The organism is Micromonospora sp. ATLC20 (genome assembly GCF_057196585.1).
The window spans coordinates 1-25,966 of the sequence record NZ_JBXUOV010000008.1 but is presented as its reverse complement, the minus strand read 5'-3'; the positions used below and the strand labels follow the sequence as shown (position 1 = coordinate 25,966).

Below are 25,966 nucleotides of genomic sequence, written 5' to 3'. Positions count from 1 at the left end.
GTCAGCTGACCTTGGTGCGGTAGATCGCCGTCGCGGCGGCGTAGGCGGCCAGAAGCAGGCCGGCGCACCAGGCGAGCGCGATCCAGACGTCGTTGCCGACGGGTTGCTGAGCGAAGAGCGCGCGGAGGGTGTTCACGATCGACGTCACCGGCTGGTTGTCGGCGAACCAGGCGACCGGGCCGGGCATCGAGTCGGTGGGGACGAACGCCGAGCTGATGAAGGGCAGGAAGATCAGCGGGTAACTGAAGGCGCTCGCGCCGTCGACGGTCTTGGCGGACAGGCCCGCGATCACGGCGACCCAGGTCAGGGCGAGGGTGAACAGGATCAGGATGCCGGCGGCGGCGAGCCAGCCGACCACCGATGCGCCCGTCCGGAATCCCATGATCAGGGCGACGCCCGTGACGATCACGAGCGAGGCCAGGTTGGCGACGAGTGAGGTCAGGACATGCGCCCAGAGCACCGAGGGCCGCGGGATCGGCATCGACTGGAAGCGCTCGAAGATGCCGCCCTGCATGTCGAGGAACAGGCGGTACGCCGTGTAGGCGATGCCGGACGCGATCGTGATGAGGAGGATGCCCGGGAGCATGTAGTTGATGTACGACTCGCCGGATCCGGTGTTGATGGCTCCACCGAGCACGTACACGAAGAGCAGCATCAGCGCGACGGGGGTGACCGCCGTGGTGATGATGGTGTCCGGGCTGCGGAGGATGTGCCGCAGGGAGCGGCCGGTTAGGGTTCCGGTGTCGCTGAGGACGTGGATGGTCATCGGGATTCCTCCCCTGCGGGCACGGCTGCCTTGTCGGCGGTACTGGCGGTGCGGCCCACGAGGGCGAGGAAGACGTCCTCAAGGGTCGGCTGCTTCTCGACGTACTCGACCTTCGCGGTCGGGAGAAGCTGCTTCAGCTCGGCGAGAGTGCCGTTCTGGATGATCGTTCCCTGGTGCAGGATCGCGATCCGGTCGGCGAGTTGCTCGGCCTCGTCGAGGTACTGGGTGGTGAGCAGGATGGTGGTGCCGTCCTCGGCGAGCTGCCGCACGGTCCGCCAGACCTCGATGCGGGCCTGCGGGTCGAGGCCGGTGGTCGGCTCGTCGAGGAACACGACCGGCGGGTTGCCGACGAGACTCATCGCGATGTCCAGCCGCCGGCGCATGCCGCCCGAGTACGTCCCCGCCCGGCGGTTCCCCGCGTCGGTGAGCGAGAACCGGGCCAGCATGTCGTCGGCGATCGCACCCGGACTCTTCAGGTGGCGGAGCTTCGCGACCAGGACCAGGTTCTCCCGGCCGGTGAGCACTTCGTCGACGGCGGCGAACTGACCGGTCAGGCTGATCGACTCGCGTACCTCGGCGGGAGCCGAAGCGACGTCGAAGCCGTGGACGGTCGCGGTGCCGGTGTCCGCCTTCAGCAGCGTCGACAGGATCCGCACGAGCGTGGTCTTTCCGGCGCCGTTCGAGCCGAGCAGAGCGAAGATGCTCCCGGCCGTCACTTCGAAGTCGACGCCCCGCAGCACGTGCAGGTCCTTGTAGGACTTGGTGATGCCGCGCACCCGGACGGCGGGTTCGCGCGTCGCGGTGGTCATGAGTGTTCCTCCCCGCTGTTGCCGGCGGCGGCGTCGATCGCCTTCCGGAGGCGCTCGCGCTCCTTGTCCATCCACTGCCTCCCGGAGTACGCAGACACGAACGTCTCGGCGAACTCGACCGGGTCGTCGCCGACGATCGCGCGGACGGGCGTGTTGTCGGCGACCGCGCGCTCCCAGAGGTCCACGGAGTCGCCGAGCATCGCGACGAGTGTGTTCCCGTCGACGATCCCTCCCTGGTACATGAAGTACCGCTGGAGCGCCTTGGCCGCGCTGCGATGGGGTTCCGGCAGGGCCTCCATGCGGGCCATGTGCCGCTTGTACTGCTTCTTCTGGTCGAGCGATCCGACGAGCGTCTCGATCCACTTCGCGGCCATGCTCATGCTCCTTCGTCGTGCCGGTCGTCGTTGTCACGGAGGTGGTCGATGCGTTCCGCGAGGACGCTCCACGTCCGCCAGAACTCGGCGAGCTGCTCCCGCCCCTTTGCATTGATCGAATACACCTTTCGCGGGGGCCCCTTCTCGGAGGGAACCTTCTCCACGTCCACGAAACCGCGTTGCTCGACGCGGACGAGCAGCGCGTAGATGGTGCCTTCCGCGATGTCCGAGAATCCGCGGTCGCGCAGCCAGGCGGTGATCTCGTAGCCGTACGCGGATCGGCGGGCCAGGATCGCCAGGACGATGCCTTCGAGAGTGCCCTTCAGCATCTCCGTCATCTGGTTGGCCATGTCCTCGTTCCCTTGCTATTAAGCGTCGCTGAATACCAGTAGAAAGTAACACTAGGTACCGGTAGCTAGCAACGCTTAATACCGGGGTCTCGGAGGGAGAACCGCTTCCTCTACGTTCGGCGGATGACCACCATTCCGTCGGCTCGTGCCGCGAGCCAGTACGCGACGACCACCGGCAACCTGACCGCCCGCATGGCCCTGCACTCGTACGGCACGAACCCGCAGGACTGGTTCGCCTGGCTGGGCGGGCGGCTGCCGCTGACCGGGGACGTGCTGGAGGTCGGCGCCGGCACCGGCGAGCTGTGGCGCCGGGTCGGCCGTCGCGGCCGGCTCACCCTCACCGACTTCTCACCCGCCATGTGCGCGCGGCTGCGCGAGTTCGGCCCGGTGATCGGGCGTCCCGACCTGGCCGTCCGGTTCCACGACGGGAACGACGTCACCGCCGAGGCGACACCGGCACGGGTCGCCGCCCACCTCGACGACGTGACGGTCGAGCGCTACCCGGACGAGCTGGTCGTGCCCGCCGCAGAGCCGATCCTCGCCTACGTCGCCAGCATGATCGGGCCGCTCACCGCCGCGCAGGAGGCGGCCGCCCGCGCCGCGATCCAGGCCCGCATCGACGCCGAAGGCGCCTTCCGGGTCCGCAAGCACACGGTGCTGATCAGCGCGGCGCGCGGCTCCCGCTGACCCGGACGAAGGCACGCCAGGCGTCGGGCGTGAAGGTGAGTACCGGCCCGGCCGGGTCCTTGCTGTCCCGCACCCCGACCACAGCGGCCAGGTTGTCCGCCACCTCGACACAGTCGCCCTGGGTGCCGCTGCGTGTGGACTTCCGCCAGATCGCTCCGGTCAGCTCCACGAGGTCATCACGTCCTTCATCAGCTCGACCGACTGCCGGCGCGGTAGTGCCTCGCTGCGGACACTCTCCCATCTGGACAGCAGGATAGCCACGTCCTCGTCCTTGTCGACCACGACGCCGCCGAGTTGGTTCTCCAGATGACCGACCCAGCCGCCGTCTGTGCCCCGGGCCAGCGCGAACGGTCCGACCAGGCCGACGTGCACGGTGACCGAGGTCGGCACGATGTGGATGTCGACGTGCGGGCGCTCGGCGCACTCGACGAGGTGCGCGATCTGCTCGGCCATGAGTCCGCGGTAGCCCTCGTCGGCGCGCCGCAGGACGGACTCCTCGATGACGGCGATGTACTTCGGGCGGCCCGGGTCGGAGAGGATCGACTGCCGGTCCAGCCGCACTCCGAGGCGCCGTTCCACCTCGTCATCGGTGATCAGGTCATCCGTGCGGATCATCGCGCGGGCGTAGTTCTCGGTCTGGAGCAGTCCGGGCACCAGGGTCGGCTGGTAGGTGCGCAACTGCTGCGCCTGGCGTTCGGCTTCGAGCCAGGGGCGGAACCAGCTCGGCTGGCCGTCGCGCTCGGCGAGCTTGAGCAGCGACATCAACAGCCCGCCGGTGCCGAGCACCTCGTCGGCCCGGGCGAGGAAGAACCGGTCGAGCGGCCGGTGGCCCAGCTCGACCGCCGACACCTGGGAGCCGGAGAAGTGCACGAGCCTCCCGAACTCCTCCTGGCTCAGCTCGGCCCGCACCCGCAGCCGCCGCAGTTGCGCGCGGATCAGCTCGGCGGTCGGCTCGTTCTCCACACGCCCTCCCCAGTCGGCCGCCGGTCTCCCGGCCTCTCCCCGGACCGGCCACGACGACTTCCGAGAGTAGTGGTCGGCTCAGCAGACTGTCACGCATGAACCTTCCCGTACCGCGGCTCGGGCCGTACCCCGATCGGCCCCGCCCCTACCCGCCGGACCACCCGGCCCACCTGCCGATCCGGCCGCTCTGGCTCTGCCGCGCCTGCGGCGGACCGTGGCCCTGTGCGCAGGCCCGCCTGCTGCTCAAGGCCGAGTACGCGGACCACCCCGTCGACCTGGCCGTCTACCTGTCCGGGCTGTACCACGAGGCCACCCACGACCTGTTCCGCCTCAACCCGCAGGACGGGCCGACCCCGCGCGAGCTGTTCGAGCGGTTCGTCGGCTGGGGCCCGTACCGGCGGGGCATCACCGATACGATGCCCGCGACATGACAGCGACCGGGGACTTCGAGCTGACCATGGACGAGCTGCGCGAGGTGGCGCGGTACGCGGTCCGCCACGCGGAGGACGTCCTCCCGGTCTACGAGCGGGCGGTTCCCGGTGACCCACGTCCCCGTGCGGCTGTCGAGGCGGCCCGGACGTTCGTGCGCGGAGCCGCCCGGACGAGACTCCAGCGGGTCACGTCCCTCGACGCGCACCGGGCCGCCCGGTCAGCGCCCACCGAGGCCGCGCGCCTGGCCGCCCGGGCCGCCGGTGACGCCGCCGCTGCCGCGTACCTGCACCCGATCGCGAAGGCCACCCAGGTCGGCCACATCCTGCGGGCCGCCGCCAACGCCGCGCGCGTCGCCGAACTTGAGGCCGGCGGCGACGAGACCGTGGGCACGGCGGTGCTGGACGGGTACCGGCGGCTCGCCACGCCCGTACTGGTCGACGTGCTGCGCCGCTATCCGCCGCTGACCGGCGGCGGCAGCCGGGTCGCCCGGCTGATGAGCACACTGGACCACGACCTGCGCCAGGGCGCCGCCGGGCCGGAGGCCGCGTCGTGATCCTGCCGAAGGTCCGCGATCCCCGGTTCACCACGATCCGCCGGGGCGGCACGCTCACCGACGAGCATCACCACCTGCTGGCGCTCTGGGCCGCCACCTGCGCGGAGCACGTCCTCGGCCTCTTCGAGGCGGTCCGGCCGGACGACAGCCGCCCACGTGAGGCCATCGAGCACGCCCGCGCCTGGGTGCGGGGCGAGGTCAGGATGATGGAGGCGCGTGCGGCCGGCGGGCACGCCATGGGCGCGGCCCGGGATCTTCACGGTGCGGCCCGCAACGCCGCGTACGCAGCTGGTCAGGCCGCCGTCGTGGCCCACGTCGCCGCCCACGAACTCGGTGCCGCCGCGTACGCGATCAAGGCGGTACGCGCGGCGGCGCCCGCCGGTCTCGCCGAGGCGGCCGGGCGGGACGAGTGCCGGTGGCAGCGCGACCAGCTCCCGGCCGAGATCCGCGAGCTGGTCCTGGACGACCAGCGGCTGCGCAACGACATCTGCTGGTCGGTCTTCGACTGCTGACGCCGCTGCGCCGGTCAGCGCAGCACGGTGATCGCCGCGTCCGCCGTTACCTGCTTCCACGGCACCAGCACCACAGTGCCGTCGCGTTCCAGCACCTTCGCGTCGCTGCCCTCGGTGCCGGCCGACAGCGGCGCCTCGGCCACCACTGTGACCTCGCCGGTGGCCGAATCGATCCGGACCAGCCGCGGGGCGAGGTCACGCCGGTCGCCCACCTCCCATGCCAGCAGGCCCTGCTCGTCGAGGCGGACGAGTTCCACCTCGCTGTCGGTGTGCCCGGCCGACACCCAGCGCCGCTTGCCGGTGGCCAGGTCGATCGCCACCACCTGGTTGGCCTGGCGCATCTTGCCGCCGACGTTCGTCGCCTCGGTCGGCAGGTAGAGCGTGTCCGCGTCGGCCAGGTACGGCCGGATCTCCGGCCCGCTGACCGTGTTGGAGCGGTTGATCGGAAGGTCGCTGAACCGCGTACCGTCGACGGGGTTGCCGAACGTGGCCCGCGCCTTGCCGGCGGCGTCGCGCGCGACGAACGTCTCGCTGACGAGGCCGGGCAGGCTGACCAGCGGGTCGACGCTCAGCACCCCGGCGCTCTGCTGCGCGGCGGGCAGTTTCTGCTGCCAGCGCGGCTTGCCGGTGGACGGGTCCAGGCCGAGCAGCGCGCCCTGGTCGCCGTCGCAACGCGCGGTGAGCACCGCCTGGCCCCCGGCGGCCTGCGCCTGGGTCAGACGGCAGTCCCGGCCGGGCAGCAGGCGGTCCGCGTCGGTCTGCCACAGCCGCTTGCCGTCGGCCAGCGCGTAGCCGAGCACGCTCTCGCCACTGCGGACGACCACCTGCCCGGCGGTCACCGACAGGTCCGGGGCGACGATCTCGGAGCGGCCCGTCCGGCGTTCGACGGGGAACGTCGCCCGCCACGTCTGCGTGCCGGCGGCCGCGTCGAACCCGACGAGCGTGTCGCAGGAGTCGGCGGAGCCGAGCGCCACCACGCCGCGTCCCTCGGCCATCGTCTGCGCGGCCGTGCACAGCGAGGTCGCCTGCGGCGCGGGCACGCCCCACGCCTGGGCGCCGTCGTCGAGCCGGTAGGCGATGACGCCGTCCGGCTGGGCCCGCACCACCGCGTCGCCGATCAGCCAGGCGCCGAACATGTCCTGCCCGTCGTACGTCTTCAGCCCGTTGCGCTGGAGTTCCGGGAAGTCGAGCACCCACGCGGTGCGTAGCTTCTTCCCGTCGTCACCGCCGCCGACCAGCCGGGACACGCCGTAGGCGGTGCCGGCCGCGACCGCGAGCACCGCCACCAGGCCACCGGCAACGAGCAACGCCACGCGTCCGCGCCGCTTCGGCGCCGCCGGCGGCGCACCGGCCGCACCCGGCCGGCCCGCCGGTGGGTACGCGGGCGGCTGCTGGTGCTGATGCTGGTACGTCATCGGTCGTCTCCGTTCCCGTCAGCGCGCCTGCGCGCGGACGTAGTCGGCCCAGCCGGCCTGGAACTCGTCGAGCGACACGCCCAGCACGTCCCGGGCGGCGCGGTCGGTCGGGGTGCCGGCGTAGACGGCCTCGACGAAGCGGAACAGCTTCGGCTCACCGTGCTTCTCGGCGAGGTGGTTCATCGCGGTGTGCCCGAGCCAGTAGTGGAAGCTAAGCCGGCCTGGGTCGTCCCAGTCGCCGTTGCCGGGCAGCGTGCCGTTCCACCCGTCGCGGACCAGCTTCCGGGCCTGCGCGGTGCGTTCGCTGGCACCGAGCGGGCGGCCGTGGAAGGCGAGGTACTCGGCGAAGCCCTCGACCACCCACTCGTCGAGCTTGCTGAACTCGTCCACAGCGGCCAGGTCGGTGCGGGGCGTCATCATCGAGTGCGCGATCTCGTGCCGCAACACCATGCGGGCGTCGTTGTCGCCGCCGGAGCGGGTGAAGTAACTGTCGCTGGTGTCCACCACGATGCGGGTGCCGCCGATCGTGGCCTTGCCGTCCTTCCGCTCGGCCGCGACCATGCCCAGCGAGATGCCCGCCTCGGTGGCCTTCTCGGTGCCGATCCGGTAGAGCGAGGTCATCTCGTCCTTGCCGTCGGCGAGCGTGACGACGAACCTGTCCGACACCGGGCCGGGCGGCGCGCCGGCCCGCCACACGGCCAGGTTGCTCGTCACCGCCTTGTCGACGGCCGGGGCGTGCCGCCTCGCCAGGCCGGCCCGGGCCGCGTCGGTGATGATCAGGGCGAACGGGGTCCGCTCGACGTGGATGTCCCGCCACTTGTCCCACGGCCCGGGGTAGTAGACGGTCTTCGAGTCGCCGTTGCCGCCGGCCGGCGCGCCGGTCACAGCGGTGACCCGGATCGGCGCGTCCTTTCCGGCGCGGACGATCGTCCAGCGGTACCACTCGGCGACCGGCGCCCGGTCGAAGCCGTCCAACTGGTGCACGAAGGAGACGTCGAGCTGGAACGTGACGCCCTGCCCGAAGGCGTCGCTCACGCGGCCCTGCTTCTCGACCGTCTCGTAGCGGGCCACCGACAGCGGCAGCTTCGCCAGGTTGCGGAACAGCTGGGTCTGCCCGGTGACCAGCTCCTTGCGGGCCGGGTCGAACGCGGCCAGGTAGCCGTCCAGGTCCTTGGCCGCGAGCGCCTTGCTGTGCCGGTCGAGCAGGGCGGTCAGCTCGGCGTTCGTGACGGTGACGCCGTTCGCGCCGGCTGCCGCCTTCGGCGCGGGGCCGTCCTCGTCGTCGCCGCGCAGGCCCAGCCCGACGCCGACCGCCGTGCCGGCGCAGACCGCCAGCGCGAGCGCCCCCGCCGCGAGCCCGATCCAGAGCCCACGGCGGGACTTCGGCGCCGGGGGCGGTGGCGGTGGCGGTGGCGCCCACGGCACCGGCTGCGCGGGCGGCGCCACGCCGTACCGGGGGTCGGCGTGGCCGGGCGGTGGGTGCCCATGCGTCATGTGGTTCCTCGCTCGTGCCGTGTGCGGGACCGGCCGGACGGTTCGCCCCGGCCGGATGACGGCAGACATCATCCCCGGTCCGGGCGACGGATTCTGCCCCGCCGGTCGTGTCCGGCGGATTTGTCCCCTCGGGTGGCTGTCGTGAACAGGACGTCGAGACATCCGCCACGTCCGGGGTTCAGGGCCAGCGGGACCGGTCCGCACGGTGACAGACTGTGCGACGCACTTCTGCCGGAACGTCTGAGGGAGGCGCCGTGCGCTGGCGCAGCTACGTGGCGGTGGGCGACAGCTTCACCGAGGGCATGGACGACGCGTATCCGGACGGCAGCTACCGGGGCTGGGCCGATCTGGTCGCCACCCGGCTCGCCGTCGAGGCCGGGCCCGACTTCGGCTACGCCAACCTGGCGATCCGCGGCCGGCTGTTCCCCAACGTGGTGGCCGAGCAGGTGCCGTCCGCGCTGGCCATGAAGCCCGACCTGATCAGCTTCGCGGCCGGTGGCAACGACGTGCTGCGCCGCAGCTTCGACCCGGACGCGTTCGTCCCCCGCTTCGACTCGGTCGTGCAACGGCTGCGGTCCGGCGGCAGCGACGTGATCCTGTTCCGGTTCGCCGACGTGATGTCCCGGCTGCCCGGCCAGCGGCTGATGGCCCCGCGCGTGACGCTGCTCAACCGGGTCGTCGGCGAGGTGGCCGAGCGGCACGGCGCGATCCTGGTCGACCTGTACGCCGACGACACCTACCTCAACCCGCTGCTCTGGAGCACCGACCGGATCCACCTGTCGGCGGAGGGACACCGCCGGGTCGCCGCGCAGGTGCTCACCGCGCTCGGTGTCGGCTGCGACGAGGAGTGGCTGCTGGTGCCGCCGCACCCGGCACCCAGCCCGTGGCTCGCCGCGCGCGCCGCCGACCTGCGCTGGGCCGGCAAGCACCTGGCGCCGTGGATCAGGCGCCGGCTGACCGGGCGGTCCTCCGGCGACTTCGTCACGGCGAAACGGCCGGTGCTCGGGCCGGTCGAGCGCGACTGAGCGTGCGTACCGTCCACACCGCCGACCTGCTGCGGCTGACACCCGACGACCCACCCCGCGCCGGGCTCGCCGTCGTCATCGCCGGTGACCGGGTCGAGGCGATCGTGCCGGCGGCCGAGCTGCCCGGCGCGTACCCCGGGGTGCGGGTGCGGCGGTGGGCCGGCACGCTCGGGCCGGCACTCGTGCACGACGGACCGCTACCTGCGGCGCCCACGCCGCGCGAGCGGGTGCACGCGCTGTTCCGGCTCGGCGTGGCCGCCGTGCTCGACGAACACGTGACCGACCCGGCGCTGCGCTCCGCAGCGGCCCGCAACGAGGTGGCGGTGCTGCCCGCCGCCCGGCCGCCCGCGCTGGTGACCGGCGGGCGCGCCGACCTCGCCGTGTTCGACGCGGACGGCTCGTGCCTTGCGACAGTGGTCGCCGGCCGCCTGGTGCACCGCCGCGCCTGACCGGCACCGCGCTCCGCGGATCCGGCGTACCTTGGGGATCATGCCTGTGCCGAGCGATCCGCATCCCCGCCTCCAGTCGTACGCCGACCCGCAGCGCCTGGTCACCACCGAGTGGCTGGCCGAGCACCTGGGCGACGAAGGGCTCGTGGTGGTCGAGTCCGACGAGGACGTGCTCCTCTACGACACCGGCCACATCCCCGGCGCCGTCAAGGTCGACTGGCACACCGAGCTCAACGACCAGGTCACCCGCGACTACCTGGACGCCGCGAGCTTCGCCGAGCTGTGCGCGGCCAAGGGCATCGGGCGGGACGACACGGTCGTCTTCTACGGCGACAACTTCAACTGGTGGGCCGCGTACGCCCTCTGGGTCTTCTCCCTCTTCGGTCACCAGGACGTACGGCTGCTCGACGGCGGCCGGCAGAAGTGGATCGCCGAGGGGCGGGAGCTGACCCGGGACAAGGTGAGCCGGCCCCGCGCCTCGTACCCGGTGCCGGAGCGCAACGACGCGCCGATCCGGGCGTACCGGGAGCAGGTCATGGCGCACGTGGCGGCCGGCCGTCCGCTGGTGGACGTGCGGTCGCCGGGTGAGTACACCGGCGAGATGCTGCACATGCCGGACTACCCGCAGGAGGGCGCGCTGCGCGGCGGGCACATCCCGGGCGCGGTGAGCAAGCCGTGGAAGTCCGCCGCGAACGACGACGGCACGTTCAAGTCCGCCGACGAGCTGCGCGCCATCTACGCCGACCAGCTCGGGCTGAGCCCGTCCGACGACGTGGTGGCGTACTGCCGGATCGGCGAGCGGTCCAGCCACACCTGGTTCGTGCTGCACCACCTGCTCGGGTTCCCGCAGGTGCGCAACTACGACGGCTCGTGGACCGAGTGGGGCAACCTGGTCCGGGCTCCCGTCGTGAAGGGCGACCAGCCCGGCGGCCTGACCCGCTGAACGTCCCGGCCGGTCCCGCCGTCACCGCGGCGGGGCCGGCCGCGTTCCAGGCCGGTCAGCGGGCGGCTATCGACAGCCGGCCGGGGACGTTGCTCGCCACCCAGTCGACGGCGCCGGTCTCCGGCCGCCACCGGGCCAGCCCGGCGTCGTAGCGGAACAGCACCGCGCCGTCGGCGGTCCAGCCGTACACCTCGCAGCACCCCTTGGCCCGGCCCTCGCGGCCCAGGTCGAGCAGGCGGGTCACCGCCCCGGTGCGGGCGTCCAGCACCGCCACGCCCTCGGCGCCGATCATCGTGCCGGCGGCGCCCGCGGTGGTGGTCCACCCGGCCTGGCCGATCCGGTCGCCGCGCTGCCAGCCCCGCCCGTAGACCTCGTTCACCTGGTAACCGGAGGGAAGCGCCCCGGCGGTCACCGGCCGCCGCTCCGGCGCGCCACCGGAGGCGGGGAACCGGCGTACGGCCAGACCGCCGTCCCCGGACCAGCCGCCCAGTGTGAACAGGTCACCGGACCGGGCCGGCTCGGGCACGACGAGCATCCACGGGTCGACCGGGAGCTTCCGCGCCGAACCGGTGCGCCGGTCCAGCTCGTACGTGGTGTCGTTGTCCCCGACCAGCAGCCGGTCCCCGGCCCAGAGCACGTGTTCCAGATAGCCGGTGAGCGGATAGCGGCGGACCGCGCCGTCGGTCAGGCCCACCACGACCACCTCGCCTGTCTGCGCGAAGGCGGCGGTCCGGCCGTCCGGCGACAGGCTGCCCGGCTTGAGCGGAGTGGCCTCGTTGCCCTCGGCGTCGCGGGTGGGCGCGAGCGTCACCACGTCGAGTTCCCGGACCATGCCGTCGTCACCCAGCACCCGGACCGGGCCGGCGTCGCCGGTCTCCGGGTCGACCGGCTGGTACAGCGCCAGCGCCCGGTTCACCGGCCGGTCGGAGAGGCGGTAGGCCACCCGGTCGCCGAGCCGGCCCAGCGGGTCGCCCGCCTCGCCGAGCCGGTCCGGGGGCCGCTGCACCACCGGCGCGCTCGGTGCCGCTGTCACAGTCGGGCGGGGCGGTGCCGCAGGTGGCGGGCCGGAGCGGTGCAGGAGTGCGGTCGTACCGCCGCCGAGCAGGACCACTGCGATGGCCGCCGCACCGGCGGCCCGGCGGGCGCGGCGGACCCGTCCGGCCCGGTCCCAACTGGCCTCGGCCGGCCGGGCCGGCCGGATCTCCTCGGCGGCCCGGGTCAGCAGCCGGGTCAGCTCGGGCTCGCTCACGGGTTCGCCTCCATCCCGGTCACCAGGCCGTCTCCGGACGTGCCGGGGGCGGGTACGACGTCGCGCAGCTTGCGCAGCGCGTCGTGGCACTGGCTCTTGACGGTGCCGACTGTGACGCCGAGCGCCTCGGCGGTGGCGACCTCGGTGAGGTCCTCGAAGTAGCGCAGCACCACCACGGCCCGCTGGCGTGGCGGCAGCCGGTCCAGCGCCGCGCGCACGGTGAGCCGCAGCGCGGCGTCGGCGTCACTGCCCGGCCGGTCCGGCGGGTACGCGCTGAGCCACTCCCGCCGCCGGCGCCGCCACCAGGAGACGGCGTCGCGGTAGAGGATGGCGCGCACGTACGCGGCCGGGTCGCCGTCGCGCACCGACGACCAGCGCAGCGCCAGCTTGAGCAGCGCGTCCTGGAGCAGATCCTCGGCCTGGTGCCGGTTCCCGCAGATCAGGTACGCGGCGCGCAGCAGCCGGTGCTGGTGCGACTCGACGAAGGCGAGGTAGTCCGCCCGCCCGTCGTCCGCGTCACGCCCCATCCGGCTCCTCCTCCCGTTACCGGCCAGACGCGCGGGACGGGGGTAAAGGTTGGGTCAGGTAGCGCTGAATCGTCGGGCCGACCCAGTCGGCCAGTTCCTCGGGGTCGAGGTCTGCCACGGGTGGCAGCCGGACGACGTACCGGGTGAGCGCGAGCCCGAGGATCTGACTGGCCACCAGACCGGCCCGGCGGTCGGCGGTCGCCGGGTCGGCACCGGACCGGGCCACCGCGACGGCGAGCTGGCCGGCGAAGATCCCGCGCATCCGTTCGGCCGCGCCGGGGTTGGTGGCGGCCGCCCGGAGCAGGGCGACGAGTGTCCCGTCCGCCTCCCAGCGGCGTACGAAGTGCCGGGTCAGGGTCTCGCCGAGCCGGTCCGGCGGCACCTCGGCCAGGTCGGGCAGGCGCAGGTCGAACTCGGCCGCCGCGGCGAACAGCCCCTCCTTGCTGCCGTAGTAGCGCATCACCATCGACGGGTCGATGCGGGCGTCGGCGGCGATGGCCCGGATGGTGGCCCGGTCGTAGCCGTCGGCGGCGAAGCGTTCCCGGGCGGCGCGCAGGATGGCCGCCCGGGTGGCGTCCGAGCGGCGGGTGCGGATGGCGGGTTCGGTCACGTCCACGACTGTAGGCCAACACGTGTTGACATCCGCTCTACAGTGAAGTCAACACGTGTTGGCAAACAGTTGTTGACCGAGCCTGGAGGTGGAAGCGATGCTGCCCGAACGCACCGACGTCCTCGTGGTGGGAGCCGGGCCGACCGGCCTGGCCGTGGCGGTCACGCTCGCCGGGCACGGGGTGACCGCGACAGTCGTCGACCGGCTCGCCGAGCCGCCCGTCACCTCGCGCGCCGCAGTCGTGCACGCCGGCACCCTGGAGGTGCTCGACCGGATCGGGGTCGCCGCGCCGCTGGTCGCCCGGGGGCTGCACTCGGCCCGGTTCAGCGTCCGCGACCGAGACCGGGTGCTGGTCACCGTCCCCTTCGACAGGTTGCCGTCGCGCTATCCGTACGCGCTGCTGATCTCCCAGGCCGACACCGAGGCGGTGCTCACCGACCGGCTCGCCGCGCTCGGCGGGCGCGTGCTGCGGCCGTACGAGATGACCGGCCTGGACCTCGACGGCGACGGCGCCGTCGCCCGCTTCGACGGCGGCCGCGCGGTCCGGGCGCGCTGGGTCGTCGGCGCGGACGGGATGCACAGCCGGGTCCGCGAGCTGGCCGGCATCGGCTTCGGCGGCCCGGCCGACCCCGGTGAGTCGTTCCTGCTCGCCGACGTCCGCGTGGACAGCGCGCTCCCGCGCGACCAGGTGAGCCTCTTCCTGTCCCGCCGGGGCCCGCTGGTCTGGGCACCGCTGCCCGACGGCACGGTCCGGCTGGTCGCCACCGTGGACGACGCGCCGCGCGACCCGCAGGCGCACCACTTCCAGGCGCTGCTCGACGAGCGCGGCCCGGCGCGCCGGCCGGACCGGGTCACCGGCATGGCGTGGTCGTCCCGGTTCCGGATCCACCACCGGATCGCGAGCACCTACCGTTCCGGGCCGGTGCTGCTCGCCGGGGACGCCGCGCACGTGCACAGCCCGGCCGGTGGGCAGGGGATGAACCTCGGCCTGCGGGACGCGGTCGCGCTCGGCGACGCGCTCGCCGCCGGTCCGCAGGCCCTCGACGGGTACGCCGCCGACCGCCGCCCCCGCGCCGAGGAGGTGCTCGGGTTCGCCGCCGGCCTGACCCGCCTGGCCGCCGCACCGCCGGCCGTGCGACCGCTGCGGAATCTGCTGCTCCGGGCGGTCTCCACGCTCCCGCCGGTCCGCCACCGGATCGCCGTTCGCCTGGCCGGCTTCGAACCCCCACCCCGCTGATCTTGCAGTTAGAGCCCCTTGTCAGTCCCGTTTGGACGTCTTCGTCCGGGCGGAAAGTGCAAGATCGCGGGGAGTGGGGGCGAGGGTGAAACGGGACGGACACTGTCGGCGCTGACCGGTACGGTGAGCGCCGAAAATCCGAACCGGGAGCGCGATTGGACCGCACCTTCCAGGTGGACCTCCGTGGCGTGGTCGACCTGCTCAGTCATCACCTCTACGGCAGCCCGCGGGTCTACGTGCGCGAGCTGCTCCAGAACGCCGTCGACGCGATCACCGCGCGGCGGTCCGCCGACCCGAAGGCCCCGGCGCGGGTCCGCATCGAGCCGCCGGAGCTGACCGGCGACGGGACGCTCCGCGTACACGACACCGGCATCGGCCTGACCGAGGCGCAGGTGCACGAGCTGCTCGCCACCATCGGCCGCAGCTCCAAGCGCGACGAGCTGGGCTTCTCCCGGCACGAGTTCCTCGGCCAGTTCGGCATCGGCCTGCTCTCCTGCTTCCTGGTCGCGGACGAGATCCGGGTGGTCACCCGGCACGCCGACGAGCCCACAGTGCTCTGGACGGGCTGGTCCGACGGGCGGTACGCGGTCCGGCTCGCCGAGCCGGACCAGGCCCGCGACGAGCCCGGCACCACAGTCACGCTGGTGCCCCGGCGCGACGCCGACCAGTGGCTCGGCGTACCCACTGTCACCGAACTGGCCCGCCTCTACGGCAGCCTGCTGCCGGTCGACGTCCGGGTCGGTGACACGCCGACCACGTCCGGCCCGCCGCCGTGGCCGACCACGCCCGGGGCGCCGGTCGACCGGGCCGCCCTCCAGCGGTACGCGCAGGAACTGCTCGGCTTCGCCCCGTTCGACGTGGTGCCGCTGTCGGTGCCCGAGGCCGGCCTGACCGGCGTGGCGTTCATCCTGCCCGCCGCGGTGAACCCGGCGGCCCGGGCCGGGCACCGGGTCTACCTCAAGCGGATGCTGCTCAGCGAGCACGCCGACGGGCTGCTGCCCGAGTGGGCCTTCTTCGCCCACTGCGTGGTCGACGCCAGTGAGCTGCGCCCGACCGCCAGCCGCGAGGCGCTCTACGAGGACGCGCTTCTCACCTCCGTCCGGGACGCGCTCGGCGACCAGATCCGCGGCTGGCTGGTCCGGCTCGCCAAGCACGATCCGCGCCGGCTCGGCGAGTTCCTCCAGGTGCACCACCTCGGCGTCAAGGCGCTCGCGATGCACGACGACGAGATGCTGCGGCTGGTCGACCAGTGGTGGCCGATGGACACCAACGTCGGCACGATGACGCTCGCCGAGTTCCGGCAGCGGCACGGCGTGCTCCGGTACGCCGCCAGCCTGGACGAGTTCCGTCAGCTCGCCGCCGTGGCCGCCGCGCAGGAACTGGCAGTGGTGAACGGCGGCTACACGTACGACACCGAGCTGATCGAGCGGCTGCCCACAGTGGATCGGTCGGTGCTGATCGAGCGGCTGGAGCCGAGCGACCTGACCACCCGGTTCGAGATCCTCGACCCGGCGACCGAACTGGCCCTGCGGCCGTTCCTCACCGCCGCGCAGCGGGCCCTGGAACGGCTCGGCTGCGAGGTCGTGATCCGCGCGTACGACCCGGTCTCGCTGCCGGCGCTCTATCTGGTGTCCCGGTCGGCCGCGTTCCACGACCAGCTCGCCGCCAGCCGGGACAAGGCCGACGAGCTGTGGGGCGGCGTGCTCGACGCGCTCGCCGCCTCCGCCCCGCCGGACCGCCCGCAACTCGTGCTCAACCACCGCAACCCGCTGGTCCGTCGGGTCACCACGCTCGCCGACCCGGAGCTGGTCGGGCTGGCGGTCGAGGCGCTCTACGGGCAGGCCCTGCTGCTCGGGCACCACCCGATCCGGGCGGCCGACGCCGCACTGCTGAACAGTTCCTTCCTCGGCCTGCTCGGCCGGGCCGTACCGGGAGAGATCCGTGACTGACGACGACCTCTGGCGGATGCACCACGAGATCGAATCCATGCCGTACGGCCCGGGGCAGATCGCCGCGCTGGAACAACTGCTGCGCCGCGCCGACGCGGGCGACGACAGGCACCTCGCCTTCGCCGCCCGGGTCACCGGCACCACCGCGTACGTCTACGGCGGCGAACCGGCGAAGTCCTTCGTCACGTTCTCCTGGTGCCTGGCCGAGTACGACAAGGACCCGCAGCCCTACCACCAGCGCTACACGCACCAGCTGCTCTGGTTCTTCAAGTACATGGTCAACGCGATGGTGAAGTTCCCGGAGCTGCCGCTGGACCGGACGTACGCGGTCCTCGACGACATGGAACGGCGCTACCGCGACTCCGGGCACTCGCTCCAGGCCGTCTACAAGCACCGCTACCTGGTGGCCGCGCACCTGGGCGACGAGGAGGCGGCCGAGCAGTGGTACCGCAAGTGGATGACCACCCCGCGCGACACGCTCTCCGACTGCGCCGGCTGCGACCCGACCACGCAGGTCGCGCACCTGGTGCGGCACGGCCGGCACGAGGAGGCGGTGGCACTCGCCGAGCCGGTGCTCGCCGGTCGGCTGACCTGTAGCGAGCAGCCGCAGGGGATCCTCACCGCGCTGCTCACGCCCTACCGCGAGACCGGCCGGACCGACGCGGCGCGGGACGCGCACCGGGAGGCCTACCGGCGGGTGCGCGGACACCTCGCCGACCTGTGGGACATCGCCGACCACGTCGAGTTCTGCACCGTGACCGGCAACGAGGCGCGGGCGCTGGAACTGGTCGAGCGGCACCTGGACTGGCTGGACCGGGCACCCACCCCGGCAGCCGCGATGCACTTCGCGGCCGCCGCCTCGGCGGCGCTGCGCCAGGTGCCGGCCGAGCTGACTGTGCACCGCCGCGCCTCCGGCGAGCGGCCGGCCGCCGACGTACCGGTGGGCGCGCTCGCCGACGAGCTGGCCGGTACGGCGACCGCGCTGGCCGAGCGCTTCGACGCGCGCAACGGCACCACGCACCAGTCCGGGTTGATCGCCCGCAAGCTGGCGGCCGGGCCGGTCGGTGAGCACCTGCCGCTGTCGGCGAGCCTGCGCCGCCCGGCGGTGCCCGCGCCGCGTACCGGCTCGGACGCGCCGGTGGCCTCTCCGCAGCCGGTGACGGTGCCCGCCGACGCCGGTGCCGACGAGCTGCTCGCGCTGGCCGAGGAGTGCTGGCGCACCAACCGCCGGGACGGCCTGGTCGCCACGTTGCGCGCGTACGACGAGCGGTTCGGCGACGCCGACGTGCCGGCGACCACCCGGGCCTGGCGGCTGGAGCTGCGGGCCGGTGAGCTGTCCCAGGACGACGACGGCGTACCGGCGGCGATCGCTGTCAACCGGGAGGCGCTGGCCGCCTGGCGGGAGGTGCCGGATCCGCTGCGCGCCCAGGTCGTGGCCGGGCGGCTCGGTGTGCTGCTCAGCATGGTCGAGGAGAGCGCGGACGAGGGGATGACCCTGGCCCGCGAGTCGGCCGGGTACCTGACCGAGCACGGTGAGCCGCGTGACCGGGCCGCCGGCTGGGACCGGCTCGCCCTGGCCCACGTGCACCGCGAGCAGTGGGCGGAGGCGCTCGACGCGCTCGACCGGGCCGAGGCGGAGGCGGACGCCGATCCGTGGCTGGCCGGACGGGTCGCGCTGCACCGCACGCACGTGCTGGAGCAGTTGGAGCGGGCCGAGGAGTTCCGGGACGCGGCGGTGCGGTCCCGTCGGCTGGCGAGTGAGCTGGGCGACGCCGAGATGCTCACCGGCGCCTGCCTGGCGTACGCCCGCTCCACCGACGACCCGGCCGACGCGGTGGCCGCCTGCGACGAGGCGCTGTCTGTCGCACCGGCGGGCGCGTACCTGCCGCTGCGGGTGACCCGGGGCCGGGCGCTGATGGCCGCCGACCGGGCCGGCGAGGCGGTGGAGGATCTGGCCGAGGCGGTCACCCTCTGCGTCGAACAGGGGCTGGACGGCGACGCGCTGCTGCGCTGGGAGCTGGCCGAGGCGTACCGGGTGGCCGGGCGGCTGGCCGAGGCCGCCGAGGTGGCCGAGGAGGCGGTGCTCGGGCTCGACCGGGCGGGCGCGCAGGCCGAGGCGGACCGCTGCCGGCACATGCTGGCGGGCATCTACGCCGGTCTCGGCGAGACGGATCTGGCGCTCACGGTGCTCGACACGCTGGCCGAGAACCTGGACGGGCCGGACAACCTCCCGCACCGGGCGCAGGTGCTGGAGGAGTCCGGTGGCCTGCTCTACGACGCCGACCGGGACGCCCTGGCCGCGCAGCGGTTCGCGGCGGCGGCGACCGCCTGGCGGCTGGCCGGTTTCCAGGTGGACGAGCTGCGGGCCCGGCGGCGGGAACTGCTCGCCCTGCACTGGTCCGGCGACCTGCCGGCCGCGGTCGCGGCGATCGAGCGGGTGGACGAGGCGGCAGCCGTGCTCCCGGCCGAGGCAGACGAGGCGCCGGTGGTGACGTACGAGCGGGCGATGGCCGCCGACGCGGTGGCCCGGGTGCTGATCGGCGAGGACCGGCTGACCGCCGCGCTGGACCGGGTGGACGGCGTACCGGAGCGCCTGCGGTCGATCGAGGCGTTCGGCGAGGCGGCGCAGGTCGAGGTGCTGACCGGCGAGCTGCTGCTGCGCGACGGGCGGCCGGAGCAGGCCGAAGGGCTGCTGCGGCCGGTTCTCGCCGGGCTGCCCACCGGTTCCCGCCCGGCCACGCAGGCCGCCTGGCTGCTGGCCCGCGCGCTCGACGAGCAGGGCCGGGAGGCCGAGGCGGCGAAGGTGCGCGCCGACCACGGCATCGAGGAGGACTGACACGACGGGCTGGGGCAACCGTTGGGTAACCGCGGCTGCCCCAGCTCGAACGCGAGGTCTAGGCTGGTCCGGTGGCGGTGGAACAGCAGGCACGGGGTGCGGCGGGTGCGGCCCGGCGCCGGTCCCGGCGGGACGAGATCCTGGAGATCGCGGTCGGCCTCTTCGCGGCGCGCGGCTACCACGGTGTGTCGATGGATGACATCGGCGCGGCGGCCGGTGTCACCGGTCCGGCGCTCTACCACCACTTCGCCGGCAAGGAGGCGATGCTCGCCGCCGCATTGATCCCGGTGAGCGAGGGTTTGCTCGCGGGCGGGCGGGACCGCGCCGCCGGCCATCCGGGTGACCCGCGTGCGGCGCTGGAGTCGCTGATCGACTTCCACGTCGACTTCGCGCTCGCCAATCCGGCGGTGATCGCGTTGCACCTGCACGAGCTGGACCGCCTTCCGGACGAGCCGCGCCGCCGGATCCGCCGGCTCCAGCGGATGTACGTCGAGGAATGGGTCACCGTGCTGACCGCCCTGCACCCCGGCCTGCCCGACGGCGCGGCCCGGGTGCTCGCCCACGCGGCGTTCGGCCTGATGAACTCGACGCCGTTCCTCGGCGGCGAGGTGGACCGCCGGCGCCGTGCCGAACTGCTGCGCGGCGCGACCCTCGCGGCCCTGCTCGCGCCCACCGACCCGACCTGACACGCCGCGCGCACCTTAACGCGTGTTAAGAAGAGACCCCGGCTTTGCGTCGAGAAGGGGTCACGTCCGTGCAGAAGATGATCGAATCGTTGTTGGTCGCGAATCGGGGGGAGATCGCGCGGCGGATCATCCGCACCGGTAGGCGGCTCGGGATCCGGACGATCGCGGTGCACTCGGAGGCCGACGCCGCGCTGCCGTTCGTGACCGAGGCCGACGAGGCGGTCTGCGTCGGCCCGGCGAACCCGGCCCAGAGCTACCGGAACGTCGAGGCGATCCTCGACGCCGCCCGGAGCACCGGCGCGCAGGCGATCCACCCCGGCTACGGCTTCCTGTCCGAGAACGCGGACTTCGCCCGTACCGTCGAAGGGGCCGGCCTGATCTGGGTCGGGCCCGGCGCCGACGCGATCAGCGCGATGGGCGACAAGATCAACGCCCGGAACCTGATGGCGGCCGCTGGGGTGCCGGTCGCTCCCGGCACCACCGAACCGGCGAGCGACCTGGACGCTGCGGTCGCCGCCGCCGCGGAGATCGGCTACCCGGTGATGGTCAAGGCCGCGGCCGGTGGCGGCGGCATGGGCATGGGCGTCGCCGCCGACGAGGCGGCGCTGCGCACCGAGTACGACAAGGTCCGTGCGTTCGCCGAGCGGATGTTCGGCGACGGGTCGGTGCTGATCGAGCGGTACTTCCCCCGGGTGCGCCACGTCGAGGTGCAGATCCTCGGCCTGGCCGACGGCCGGGTGGTGGCGCTCGGCGAGCGGGAGTGCTCGGTGCAGCGGCGCAACCAGAAGCTGGTCGAGGAGTCGCCGTCCCCGGCGGTGTCGCCCGAGCTGCGCGAGCGGTTCCTGGCCGCCGCGGTACGGGCCGGCGAGGCGGTGAACTACCGCAACGCGGGCACCGTGGAATGTCTGCTCGATCCTTCGACGCAGGAGTTCTTCTTCCTGGAGATGAACACGCGGCTGCAGGTCGAGCACCCGGTCACCGAGTACGTCTACGGCGTCGACCTGGTCGAGGAGCAGTTGCGGGTGGCGTCCGGCCTGGCGCCGACGTTCGACCCGGACGCGCTCACCCCGCGCGGTCACGCCATCGAGCTGCGGATCAACGCCGAGGACCCGAAGCGCTTCATGCCCGGGCCGGGCGCGATCACCACCTGGAACGAGCCGTCCGGCACCGGCGTCCGGGTCGACTCCGGCTACGTCGCCGGCAACACCGTCACGCCGTTCTACGACAGTCTGATGGCCAAGCTGATCCTCACCGGGGCGACCCGCGAGGAGGCGGTCGAGCGGGCGCGGGCGGCGGTCGCCCAGTTCGAGATCGTCGGCCCGAAGTGCAACCTGCCGTTCTTCGCCGAGCTGCTGGAGAACCCGGAGTTCCTCTCCGGCGACTACGACACCGGCATCGTCTCCCGGATGCGCTGACCTTCGACCCAGTGAGGTGAATCTGATGGCAGAACTTCCAGGCTCCGTGAGCATCCGTGAGGTCGGTCCCCGCGACGGCCTCCAGAACGAGGAGCCCATCCCCACCGACGCGAAGGTGCGGCTGCTCGACGCGTTGTCCCGCACCGGGGTACGGCGCATCGAGGCCGTCTCCTTCGTCCACCCGAAGGCGATCCCGCAGATGGCCGACGCCGACGAGGTGTGGCAGCGGGCGGAGAAGGTCGACGGCGTGCGCTACTCCGCCCTGGTGCCGAACACCCGTGGCGCGCAGCGGGCGCTGGCTGCGGGCTTCACCGAGATCGAGGTGGTGGTCTCGGCCAGCGACACGCACAACCGCCGCAACGTCAACCGCTCCACCGACGAGTCGCTGGACGACATCGCCGAGCTGATCGACCTGCTGCACGGCGCGGGCGCGACCGCCGAGGTGATCGTGGCGACCAGCTTCGGCTGCCCCTACGAGGGCGACGTGGACCCCCGCCGGGTCGCCGCGATCGTCGACCGCGTCGCCCGTGACGGCGCGGACCGCGTCGCCTTCGGCGACACCACAGGCATGGGTACGCCCCGGCGCGTCCGCGAACTGGTCACGGCGGTCCGGGACCGTAACGCCCAGCTGCCGGTGCTGCTGCACTTCCACAACACCCGGGGTACCGCGCTGGCGAACATGCTCACCGCGATGGAACTGGGCATCACCGAGTTCGACGCGAGCGTCGGCGGCCTCGGTGGCTGCCCGTACGCGCCGGGTGCCAGCGGCAACCTGGCCACCGAGGAGGCGGTGCACATGTTGCACGACATGGGCATCGACACCGGCATCGACCTGGACGCCCTGATCGCTGCCGCCGAACTGGCCGAATCCCTGGTGGGCAAGAAGCTCCCGTCCGGAGTCCTCCGGGCCGGCCCTCGAACCCGCCTGACCCCCCGCCCCGCCTGACCGGCGGGAGTGGGCGTGGTGGGGTGCCGGGGACGGTGCGGGTGGGGTAGCCTAACGATCGTTCAGGTCGGTGGGCGCCCTGTGCGGGGGCCGTGGCAACGGGAGTCGGCGTGACGCTCGACGGTGAGGCTCTGGAGCAGCTACGCAAGCGCGCCCGCGCCGGCGGTGCGGACAAGTACCACGCGGCGAACGCCGCGAAGGGGAAGCTGTTCGCCCGCGAGCGCGTGGCCTACCTGGTCGACGAGGGCTCCTTCGTCGAGGACGGGCTCTACGCCAACGCCATGGCCGACGGGCTGCCCGCCGACGGCGTGGTCACCGGCACCGCCACCATCGACGGCCGCCAGGTCTGCCTGATGGCGAACGACTCCACGGTCAAGGCCGGCAGCTGGGGTGCGCGTACCGTCGAGAAGATCATCCGGATCATCGAGCGGGCGTACGCGACCGGCGTCCCGATGGTCTATTTGGTCGACTCGGCCGGCGCCCGGATCACCGACCAGGTCGACCTGTTCCCGGGCCGGCGCGGCGCCGGCAAGATCTTCTGGAACCAGGTCCGCGCCTCCGGCTCGATCCCGCAGGTCTGCGCGCTGTTCGGGCCGAGCGCGGCGGGCGGGGCGTACATCCCGGCGTTCTGCGACGTGGTCGCCATGGTGGACGGCAACGCCAGCATGTACCTCGGCTCCGACCGCATGGTCGAGATGGTCACCGGCGAGAAGACCACGCTGGAGGCGATGGGCGGCGCCAAGGTGCACTGCGCCGAGTCCGGCGTGGGGCACTTCCTCTGCAAGACCGAGAACGACGCGCTCGACGTGGTGCGGACGTACCTGTCGTACCTGCCGTCGAACTGGAAGCAGGACCCGCCCGCCGCCGAGGCGGTGGCCGCGCCGGAGAAGGCCGACCTGGCCGCGCTGGTCCCGGCCAGTGAGCGGCAGGCGTTCGACATGCGCCGGTACGTCAAGGGCCTGCTCGACTCCGGCAGCTTCTTCGAGATCCAGGCGCTGTGGGCCAAGGAGTTGACCATCGGGTTCGGCCGGCTCAACGGCGAGGTCGTCGGCGTGGTCGGCAACAACTCGATGTTCAAGGGCGGCGTGCTCTTCGTCGACTCGGCCGACAAGGCGACCCGGTTCGTGCAGCTCTGCGACGCGTTCAACGTGCCGCTGCTGTTCCTCAGTGACGTGCCCGGGTTCATGGTCGGCAGCGCGGTGGAAAGGCAGGGGATCATTAGGCACGGCGCCAAAATGATCACGGCGATCTCCGAGGCGACCGTACCCAAGATCTGTGTGGTGGTCCGCAAGGCGTACGGCGCGGGTCTCTACGCGATGGCCGGTCCCGGCTTCGAGCCGGACGCCACGATCGCGCTGCCCACCGCGAAGATCGCGGTGATGGGCGCGGAGGCCGCCGTCAACGCGGTCTACGCGAACAAGATCGCCGCCATCTCCGACGAGGCCGAGCGGGCCGCGTTCGTGGCCGCGAAGCGCGAGGAGTACGAGCGCGACATCGACGTCGTCCGGCTCGCCAGCGAGCTGGTGGTGGACGCGATCGTCGAGCCGCACGAGCTGCGTGCCGAGCTGGTCCGCCGGTTCGCCGCCGCGCGCGGCAAGGAGCGGCACTTCTCCCGGCGCCGGCACGGCGTCACCCCGGTCTGACCGGTAAGGAAGGGCCCCCTCTTAACGCCTGGTGCATGTAAAGGGGCCCCTCCTAACGCTTCAGCCGCTCTCGGCGTCACGAGCGCCCGGCGGCCCGCCCTTTCCAGGAGGATCGACATGGACTTCCGGCTCGACGAGGAACAGCAGGCGCTGCGGGAGAGCGTCCGGGAATTCGCCCGCGAGGTGGTGGCGCCCACCATCGCCGAGCACTACGAGCAGCACACCTTCCCGTACGAGATCGTCCGTCAGATGGGCAAGATGGGCCTGTTCGGGCTGCCGTTCGCGGAGGAGCACGGCGGAATGGGCGGCGACTACTTCGCGCTCTGCCTCGCGTTGGAGGAACTGGCCCGGGTGGACTCCAGCGTGGCCATCACGCTGGAGGCGGCGGTGTCGCTCGGCGCGATGCCGATCTACCGGTTCGGCACCGAGGAGCAGAAGGCGCAGTGGCTGCCGAAGCTGCTCAGCGGTGAGGCTCTGGCCGGGTTCGGGCTCACCGAGCCGGGCACCGGCTCGGACGCGGGCGGCACCCGGACGCGCGCGGTCCTGGACGGCGACGAGTGGGTCATAAACGGCTCGAAGGCGTTCATCACCAACTCCGGCACCGACATCACCGCGCTGGTCACCGTCACCGCCGTCACCGGTACGCGGCCGGACGGCGGCAAGGAGCTGTCCACGATCATTGTGCCGTCGGGTACGCCCGGCTTCACCGTGGCGCCCGGCTACTCGAAGGTGGGCTGGAACGCCTCGGACACCCACGAGCTGACGTTCGACGACTGCCGGGTGCCGGCGGCCAACCTGCTCGGCGAGCGCGGCCGGGGCTTCGCCCAGTTCCTGCGCATCCTGGACGAGGGCCGGATCGCCATCGCGGCGCTCGCCGTCGGCCTGGCCCAGGGCTGCGTGGACGAGTCGATCAAGTACGCCAAGGAGCGCCAGGCGTTCGGTCAGCCGATCGGCAACTACCAGGCCATCCAGTTCAAGATCGCGGACATGGAGATGAAGGCGCACACGGCCCGCCTGGCCTACTACGACGCGGCCGCCCGGATGCTCGCCGGTGAGCCGTTCAAGCGTCAGGCGGCGATCGCCAAGCTGCACGCCTCCACCGTCGCCGTGGACAACGCCCGCGAGGCGACGCAGATCCACGGCGGGTACGGCTTCATGAACGAGTACCCGGTGGCCCGCTTCTGGCGGGACTCCAAGATCCTGGAGATCGGCGAGGGCACCAGCGAGGTGCAGCGCATGATCATCGCGCGCGACCTCGGCATGTGAGGACGGCACCCACACCGTGCCCTGTCGGATATCGGCAGTGGACGGTCGGGTGGTTGACGATGGGCTGTGGAGCGTCGGAGTCCATCCGTAATCTTCGTGCCCATGACTCCGGATCATGACCGTGCGCGGGGCACAGACGGTCGTACCGGTCTGTCCGATCTGCTGCGCGGGCACCGGCTCGCCGTCGGTCTGACCCAGGCCGAGCTGGCGGGCCGGGCCGGCGTTGGCGTACGGACGGTCCGCGATCTGGAACGAGGACGGGCCGTACGGCCCCAGCGCACCACTGTCGACCTGCTGGCCGACGCGCTCGGCCTGAGCGGGGACGAGCGGCGGGAGTTCGTCGACACCGCCCGGCCGGCGGCGTACCGCCCTTCCGGCCCCGGCACCGACGATCCGCCGGTGGCGCTGCCGCAGCCCGTACCGCTGCTCGGCCGCGAGCGGGACGTGGCGGAGGTGTCCGGCCTGCTCGACGCGTACCCGGTGGTCAGCCTGGTGGGACTCGCGGGCGTGGGGAAGACCGCGCTCGCCGTCACCGTCGCGCACGCGGTGGCGGCCCGGCACCCGGCGGGCGTGGCCGGGGTGCTCGTGGGCGAGGGCTCGGACACCCCGGACGTGCTCGCCGCGTCGGCGTCGATGTTCGGCGTGAACCGGCTGGCCGACCTGTCCTGCCGGATCGGCGATCGGCGGGCGCTGCTGCTCGTCGACGCCGTCGACCGGGCGCCGGAGGCGGTGGCCGAGGCGCTGCGCGTCCTGACCGCCGCCGTGCCGACGCTGCGGGTGCTTGTCACCGGCCGCCGGCCGGTCGGCCTGCCCGGCGAACTGGTCCGGCC

At 72.9% G+C, this 25,966-nt stretch carries 27 protein-coding genes; 16 read left to right on the top strand and 11 right to left on the bottom strand.

The window, feature by feature from the left end:
- Position 1 precedes the first annotated feature (1 nt).
- From AC2CHG_RS03630 to AC2CHG_RS03615, 4 genes are read right to left on the bottom strand one after another with little or no spacing between them, the layout of a single operon-like run.
- Positions 2-766, bottom strand: a complete 765-nt coding sequence (locus AC2CHG_RS03630; protein ID WP_013283259.1) for an ABC transporter permease — start codon at positions 764-766, stop codon at positions 2-4.
- A complete protein-coding gene (locus tag AC2CHG_RS03625; protein ID WP_484524149.1) occupies positions 763-1,575 on the bottom strand; it encodes an ABC transporter ATP-binding protein in 813 nt (270 codons plus the stop codon). The genes AC2CHG_RS03630 and AC2CHG_RS03625 overlap by 4 nt, the downstream gene beginning before the upstream one ends.
- Entirely contained in the window at positions 1,572-1,949 is a 378-nt protein-coding gene (locus AC2CHG_RS03620; protein WP_013283261.1) for a DUF1048 domain-containing protein, read from the bottom strand. Before AC2CHG_RS03620 ends, AC2CHG_RS03625 begins: the two co-directional genes overlap by 4 nt.
- Positions 1,950-1,951: 2 nt before the next feature.
- Entirely contained in the window at positions 1,952-2,299 is a 348-nt protein-coding gene (locus tag AC2CHG_RS03615) for a PadR family transcriptional regulator (RefSeq protein WP_262012885.1), read from the bottom strand.
- Positions 2,300-2,422: 123 nt separating this feature from the next.
- On the opposite strand from AC2CHG_RS03615, the gene AC2CHG_RS03610 reads away from it, so the two are divergent.
- Positions 2,423-2,986 (top strand): class I SAM-dependent methyltransferase, encoded by a 564-nt coding sequence (locus tag AC2CHG_RS03610; RefSeq protein ID WP_484524148.1) that lies wholly within the window; start codon positions 2,423-2,425, stop codon positions 2,984-2,986.
- Here AC2CHG_RS03610 and AC2CHG_RS03605 read toward each other — a convergent pair.
- Together AC2CHG_RS03605 and AC2CHG_RS03600 are read right to left on the bottom strand one after the other, a co-directional pair.
- Entirely contained in the window at positions 2,961-3,155 is a 195-nt protein-coding gene (locus AC2CHG_RS03605; protein WP_262012883.1) for a DUF397 domain-containing protein, read from the bottom strand. The genes AC2CHG_RS03610 and AC2CHG_RS03605 overlap by 26 nt on opposite strands.
- The gene (locus AC2CHG_RS03600; protein WP_262012882.1) at positions 3,146-3,949 is read right to left on the bottom strand and encodes a helix-turn-helix domain-containing protein; all 804 of its coding nucleotides are present in this window, start codon (positions 3,947-3,949) and stop codon (positions 3,146-3,148) included. The genes AC2CHG_RS03605 and AC2CHG_RS03600 overlap by 10 nt, the downstream gene beginning before the upstream one ends.
- 95 nt (positions 3,950-4,044) lie before the next feature.
- Between AC2CHG_RS03600 and AC2CHG_RS03595 the strand changes: the two genes are divergently transcribed.
- Genes AC2CHG_RS03595 through AC2CHG_RS03585 form a run of 3 tightly spaced genes read left to right on the top strand, consistent with a single transcriptional unit; the run spans position 4,045 to position 5,446 of the window.
- Positions 4,045-4,380 (top strand): hypothetical protein, encoded by a 336-nt coding sequence (locus AC2CHG_RS03595; RefSeq protein WP_484524147.1) that lies wholly within the window; start codon positions 4,045-4,047, stop codon positions 4,378-4,380.
- A complete protein-coding gene (locus AC2CHG_RS03590; protein WP_484524146.1) occupies positions 4,377-4,934 on the top strand; it encodes a putative immunity protein in 558 nt (185 codons plus the stop codon). Before AC2CHG_RS03595 ends, AC2CHG_RS03590 begins: the two co-directional genes overlap by 4 nt.
- Positions 4,931-5,446 (top strand): putative immunity protein, encoded by a 516-nt coding sequence (locus tag AC2CHG_RS03585; protein WP_484524145.1) that lies wholly within the window; start codon positions 4,931-4,933, stop codon positions 5,444-5,446. The genes AC2CHG_RS03590 and AC2CHG_RS03585 overlap by 4 nt, the downstream gene beginning before the upstream one ends.
- Before the next feature lie 14 nt (positions 5,447-5,460).
- On the opposite strand, the gene AC2CHG_RS03580 is transcribed toward AC2CHG_RS03585, so the two are convergent.
- Both AC2CHG_RS03580 and AC2CHG_RS03575 read right to left on the bottom strand, forming a co-directional pair.
- Positions 5,461-6,861 carry a PQQ-binding-like beta-propeller repeat protein gene (locus tag AC2CHG_RS03580; protein WP_484524144.1) on the bottom strand — a complete coding sequence of 467 codons (1,401 nt, stop codon included), beginning with the start codon at positions 6,859-6,861 and terminating at the stop codon, positions 5,461-5,463.
- Between the two features lie 18 nt (positions 6,862-6,879).
- Complete coding sequence (locus tag AC2CHG_RS03575; protein WP_484524143.1) at positions 6,880-8,355, bottom strand: hypothetical protein; 1,476 nt, start codon at positions 8,353-8,355, stop codon at positions 6,880-6,882.
- 254 nt (positions 8,356-8,609) lie between these two features.
- Here AC2CHG_RS03575 and AC2CHG_RS03570 point away from each other — a divergent pair, with 254 nt between their 5' ends.
- Genes AC2CHG_RS03570 through AC2CHG_RS03560 form a run of 3 tightly spaced genes read left to right on the top strand, consistent with a single transcriptional unit; the run spans position 8,610 to position 10,772 of the window.
- Positions 8,610-9,380 (top strand): SGNH/GDSL hydrolase family protein, encoded by a 771-nt coding sequence (locus AC2CHG_RS03570; protein ID WP_262012874.1) that lies wholly within the window; start codon positions 8,610-8,612, stop codon positions 9,378-9,380.
- 2 nt (positions 9,381-9,382) lie between these two features.
- Positions 9,383-9,829: a hypothetical protein gene (locus tag AC2CHG_RS03565; protein ID WP_366618861.1), complete on the top strand. Its 447-nt coding sequence runs from the start codon at positions 9,383-9,385 to the stop codon at positions 9,827-9,829.
- 40 nt (positions 9,830-9,869) lie between these two features.
- Positions 9,870-10,772 (top strand): sulfurtransferase, encoded by a 903-nt coding sequence (locus AC2CHG_RS03560; RefSeq protein WP_194800252.1) that lies wholly within the window; start codon positions 9,870-9,872, stop codon positions 10,770-10,772.
- A gap of 55 nt (positions 10,773-10,827) precedes the next feature.
- Here AC2CHG_RS03560 and AC2CHG_RS03555 read toward each other — a convergent pair whose 3' ends face one another.
- The 3 genes from AC2CHG_RS03555 to AC2CHG_RS03545 are packed head-to-tail and all read right to left on the bottom strand — an operon-like array spanning position 10,828 to position 13,164.
- Entirely contained in the window at positions 10,828-12,021 is a 1,194-nt protein-coding gene (locus tag AC2CHG_RS03555; protein WP_484524142.1) for a hypothetical protein, read from the bottom strand.
- A complete protein-coding gene (locus AC2CHG_RS03550) occupies positions 12,018-12,548 on the bottom strand; it encodes a SigE family RNA polymerase sigma factor (RefSeq protein ID WP_484524141.1) in 531 nt (176 codons plus the stop codon). Before AC2CHG_RS03550 ends, AC2CHG_RS03555 begins: the two co-directional genes overlap by 4 nt.
- A 16-nt stretch (positions 12,549-12,564) precedes the next feature.
- Complete coding sequence (locus AC2CHG_RS03545) at positions 12,565-13,164, bottom strand: TetR/AcrR family transcriptional regulator (protein ID WP_484524140.1); 600 nt, start codon at positions 13,162-13,164, stop codon at positions 12,565-12,567.
- 91 nt (positions 13,165-13,255) lie between these two features.
- Between AC2CHG_RS03545 and AC2CHG_RS03540 the strand changes: the two genes are divergently transcribed.
- The 9 genes from AC2CHG_RS03540 to AC2CHG_RS03500 all read left to right on the top strand — a co-directional run.
- Positions 13,256-14,395, top strand: coding sequence for an FAD-dependent monooxygenase (locus AC2CHG_RS03540; protein WP_366618853.1), 1,140 nt, complete (start codon positions 13,256-13,258; stop codon positions 14,393-14,395).
- 155 nt (positions 14,396-14,550) lie between these two features.
- Entirely contained in the window at positions 14,551-16,344 is a 1,794-nt protein-coding gene (locus AC2CHG_RS03535) for an HSP90 family protein (protein ID WP_366618851.1), read from the top strand.
- The gene (locus tag AC2CHG_RS03530; protein ID WP_484524139.1) at positions 16,337-19,180 is read left to right on the top strand and encodes a hypothetical protein; all 2,844 of its coding nucleotides are present in this window, start codon (positions 16,337-16,339) and stop codon (positions 19,178-19,180) included. Before AC2CHG_RS03535 ends, AC2CHG_RS03530 begins: the two co-directional genes overlap by 8 nt.
- A 71-nt stretch (positions 19,181-19,251) precedes the next feature.
- Positions 19,252-19,866: a TetR/AcrR family transcriptional regulator gene (locus tag AC2CHG_RS03525; RefSeq protein WP_135242640.1), complete on the top strand. Its 615-nt coding sequence runs from the start codon at positions 19,252-19,254 to the stop codon at positions 19,864-19,866.
- A 77-nt stretch (positions 19,867-19,943) separates the two neighbouring features.
- Complete coding sequence (locus AC2CHG_RS03520; protein WP_262013021.1) at positions 19,944-21,281, top strand: acetyl-CoA carboxylase biotin carboxylase subunit; 1,338 nt, start codon at positions 19,944-19,946, stop codon at positions 21,279-21,281.
- Positions 21,282-21,306: 25 nt separating this feature from the next.
- Complete coding sequence (locus AC2CHG_RS03515) at positions 21,307-22,227, top strand: hydroxymethylglutaryl-CoA lyase (RefSeq protein ID WP_262012865.1); 921 nt, start codon at positions 21,307-21,309, stop codon at positions 22,225-22,227.
- A 110-nt stretch (positions 22,228-22,337) separates the two neighbouring features.
- Positions 22,338-23,870, top strand: coding sequence for an acyl-CoA carboxylase subunit beta (locus AC2CHG_RS03510; protein ID WP_269703242.1), 1,533 nt, complete (start codon positions 22,338-22,340; stop codon positions 23,868-23,870).
- Positions 23,871-23,987: 117 nt separating this feature from the next.
- Entirely contained in the window at positions 23,988-25,136 is a 1,149-nt protein-coding gene (locus AC2CHG_RS03505) for an acyl-CoA dehydrogenase family protein (protein WP_013283288.1), read from the top strand.
- Between the two features lie 102 nt (positions 25,137-25,238).
- Positions 25,239-25,966 (top strand): helix-turn-helix domain-containing protein (locus AC2CHG_RS03500; protein ID WP_484524138.1); only part of this gene is annotated, 728 nt, incomplete at its 3' end.

Excerpts from the sequence above, each read along its gene's own strand:
- AC2CHG_RS03560 (WP_194800252.1), top strand. The coding sequence starts at position 9,870 with ATGCCTGTGCCGAGCGATCCGCATCCCCGCCTCCAGTCGTACGCCGAC.
- AC2CHG_RS03615 (WP_262012885.1), bottom strand. The coding sequence starts at position 2,299 with ATGGCCAACCAGATGACGGAGATGCTGAAGGGCACTCTCGAAGGCATC.
- AC2CHG_RS03550 (WP_484524141.1), bottom strand. The coding sequence starts at position 12,548 with ATGGGGCGTGACGCGGACGACGGGCGGGCGGACTACCTCGCCTTCGTC.
- AC2CHG_RS03620 (WP_013283261.1), bottom strand. The coding sequence starts at position 1,949 with ATGGCCGCGAAGTGGATCGAGACGCTCGTCGGATCGCTCGACCAGAAG.
- AC2CHG_RS03505 (WP_013283288.1), top strand. The coding sequence starts at position 23,988 with ATGGACTTCCGGCTCGACGAGGAACAGCAGGCGCTGCGGGAGAGCGTC.
- AC2CHG_RS03630 (WP_013283259.1), bottom strand. The coding sequence starts at position 766 with ATGACCATCCACGTCCTCAGCGACACCGGAACCCTAACCGGCCGCTCC.
- AC2CHG_RS03515 (WP_262012865.1), top strand. The coding sequence starts at position 21,307 with ATGGCAGAACTTCCAGGCTCCGTGAGCATCCGTGAGGTCGGTCCCCGC.
- AC2CHG_RS03580 (WP_484524144.1), bottom strand. The coding sequence starts at position 6,861 with ATGACGTACCAGCATCAGCACCAGCAGCCGCCCGCGTACCCACCGGCG.
- AC2CHG_RS03590 (WP_484524146.1), top strand. The coding sequence starts at position 4,377 with ATGACAGCGACCGGGGACTTCGAGCTGACCATGGACGAGCTGCGCGAG.
- AC2CHG_RS03575 (WP_484524143.1), bottom strand. The coding sequence starts at position 8,355 with ATGACGCATGGGCACCCACCGCCCGGCCACGCCGACCCCCGGTACGGC.
- AC2CHG_RS03625 (WP_484524149.1), bottom strand. The coding sequence starts at position 1,575 with ATGACCACCGCGACGCGCGAACCCGCCGTCCGGGTGCGCGGCATCACC.
- AC2CHG_RS03610 (WP_484524148.1), top strand. The coding sequence starts at position 2,423 with ATGACCACCATTCCGTCGGCTCGTGCCGCGAGCCAGTACGCGACGACC.
- AC2CHG_RS03540 (WP_366618853.1), top strand. The coding sequence starts at position 13,256 with ATGCTGCCCGAACGCACCGACGTCCTCGTGGTGGGAGCCGGGCCGACC.
- AC2CHG_RS03595 (WP_484524147.1), top strand. The coding sequence starts at position 4,045 with ATGAACCTTCCCGTACCGCGGCTCGGGCCGTACCCCGATCGGCCCCGC.
- AC2CHG_RS03520 (WP_262013021.1), top strand. The coding sequence starts at position 19,944 with ATGATCGAATCGTTGTTGGTCGCGAATCGGGGGGAGATCGCGCGGCGG.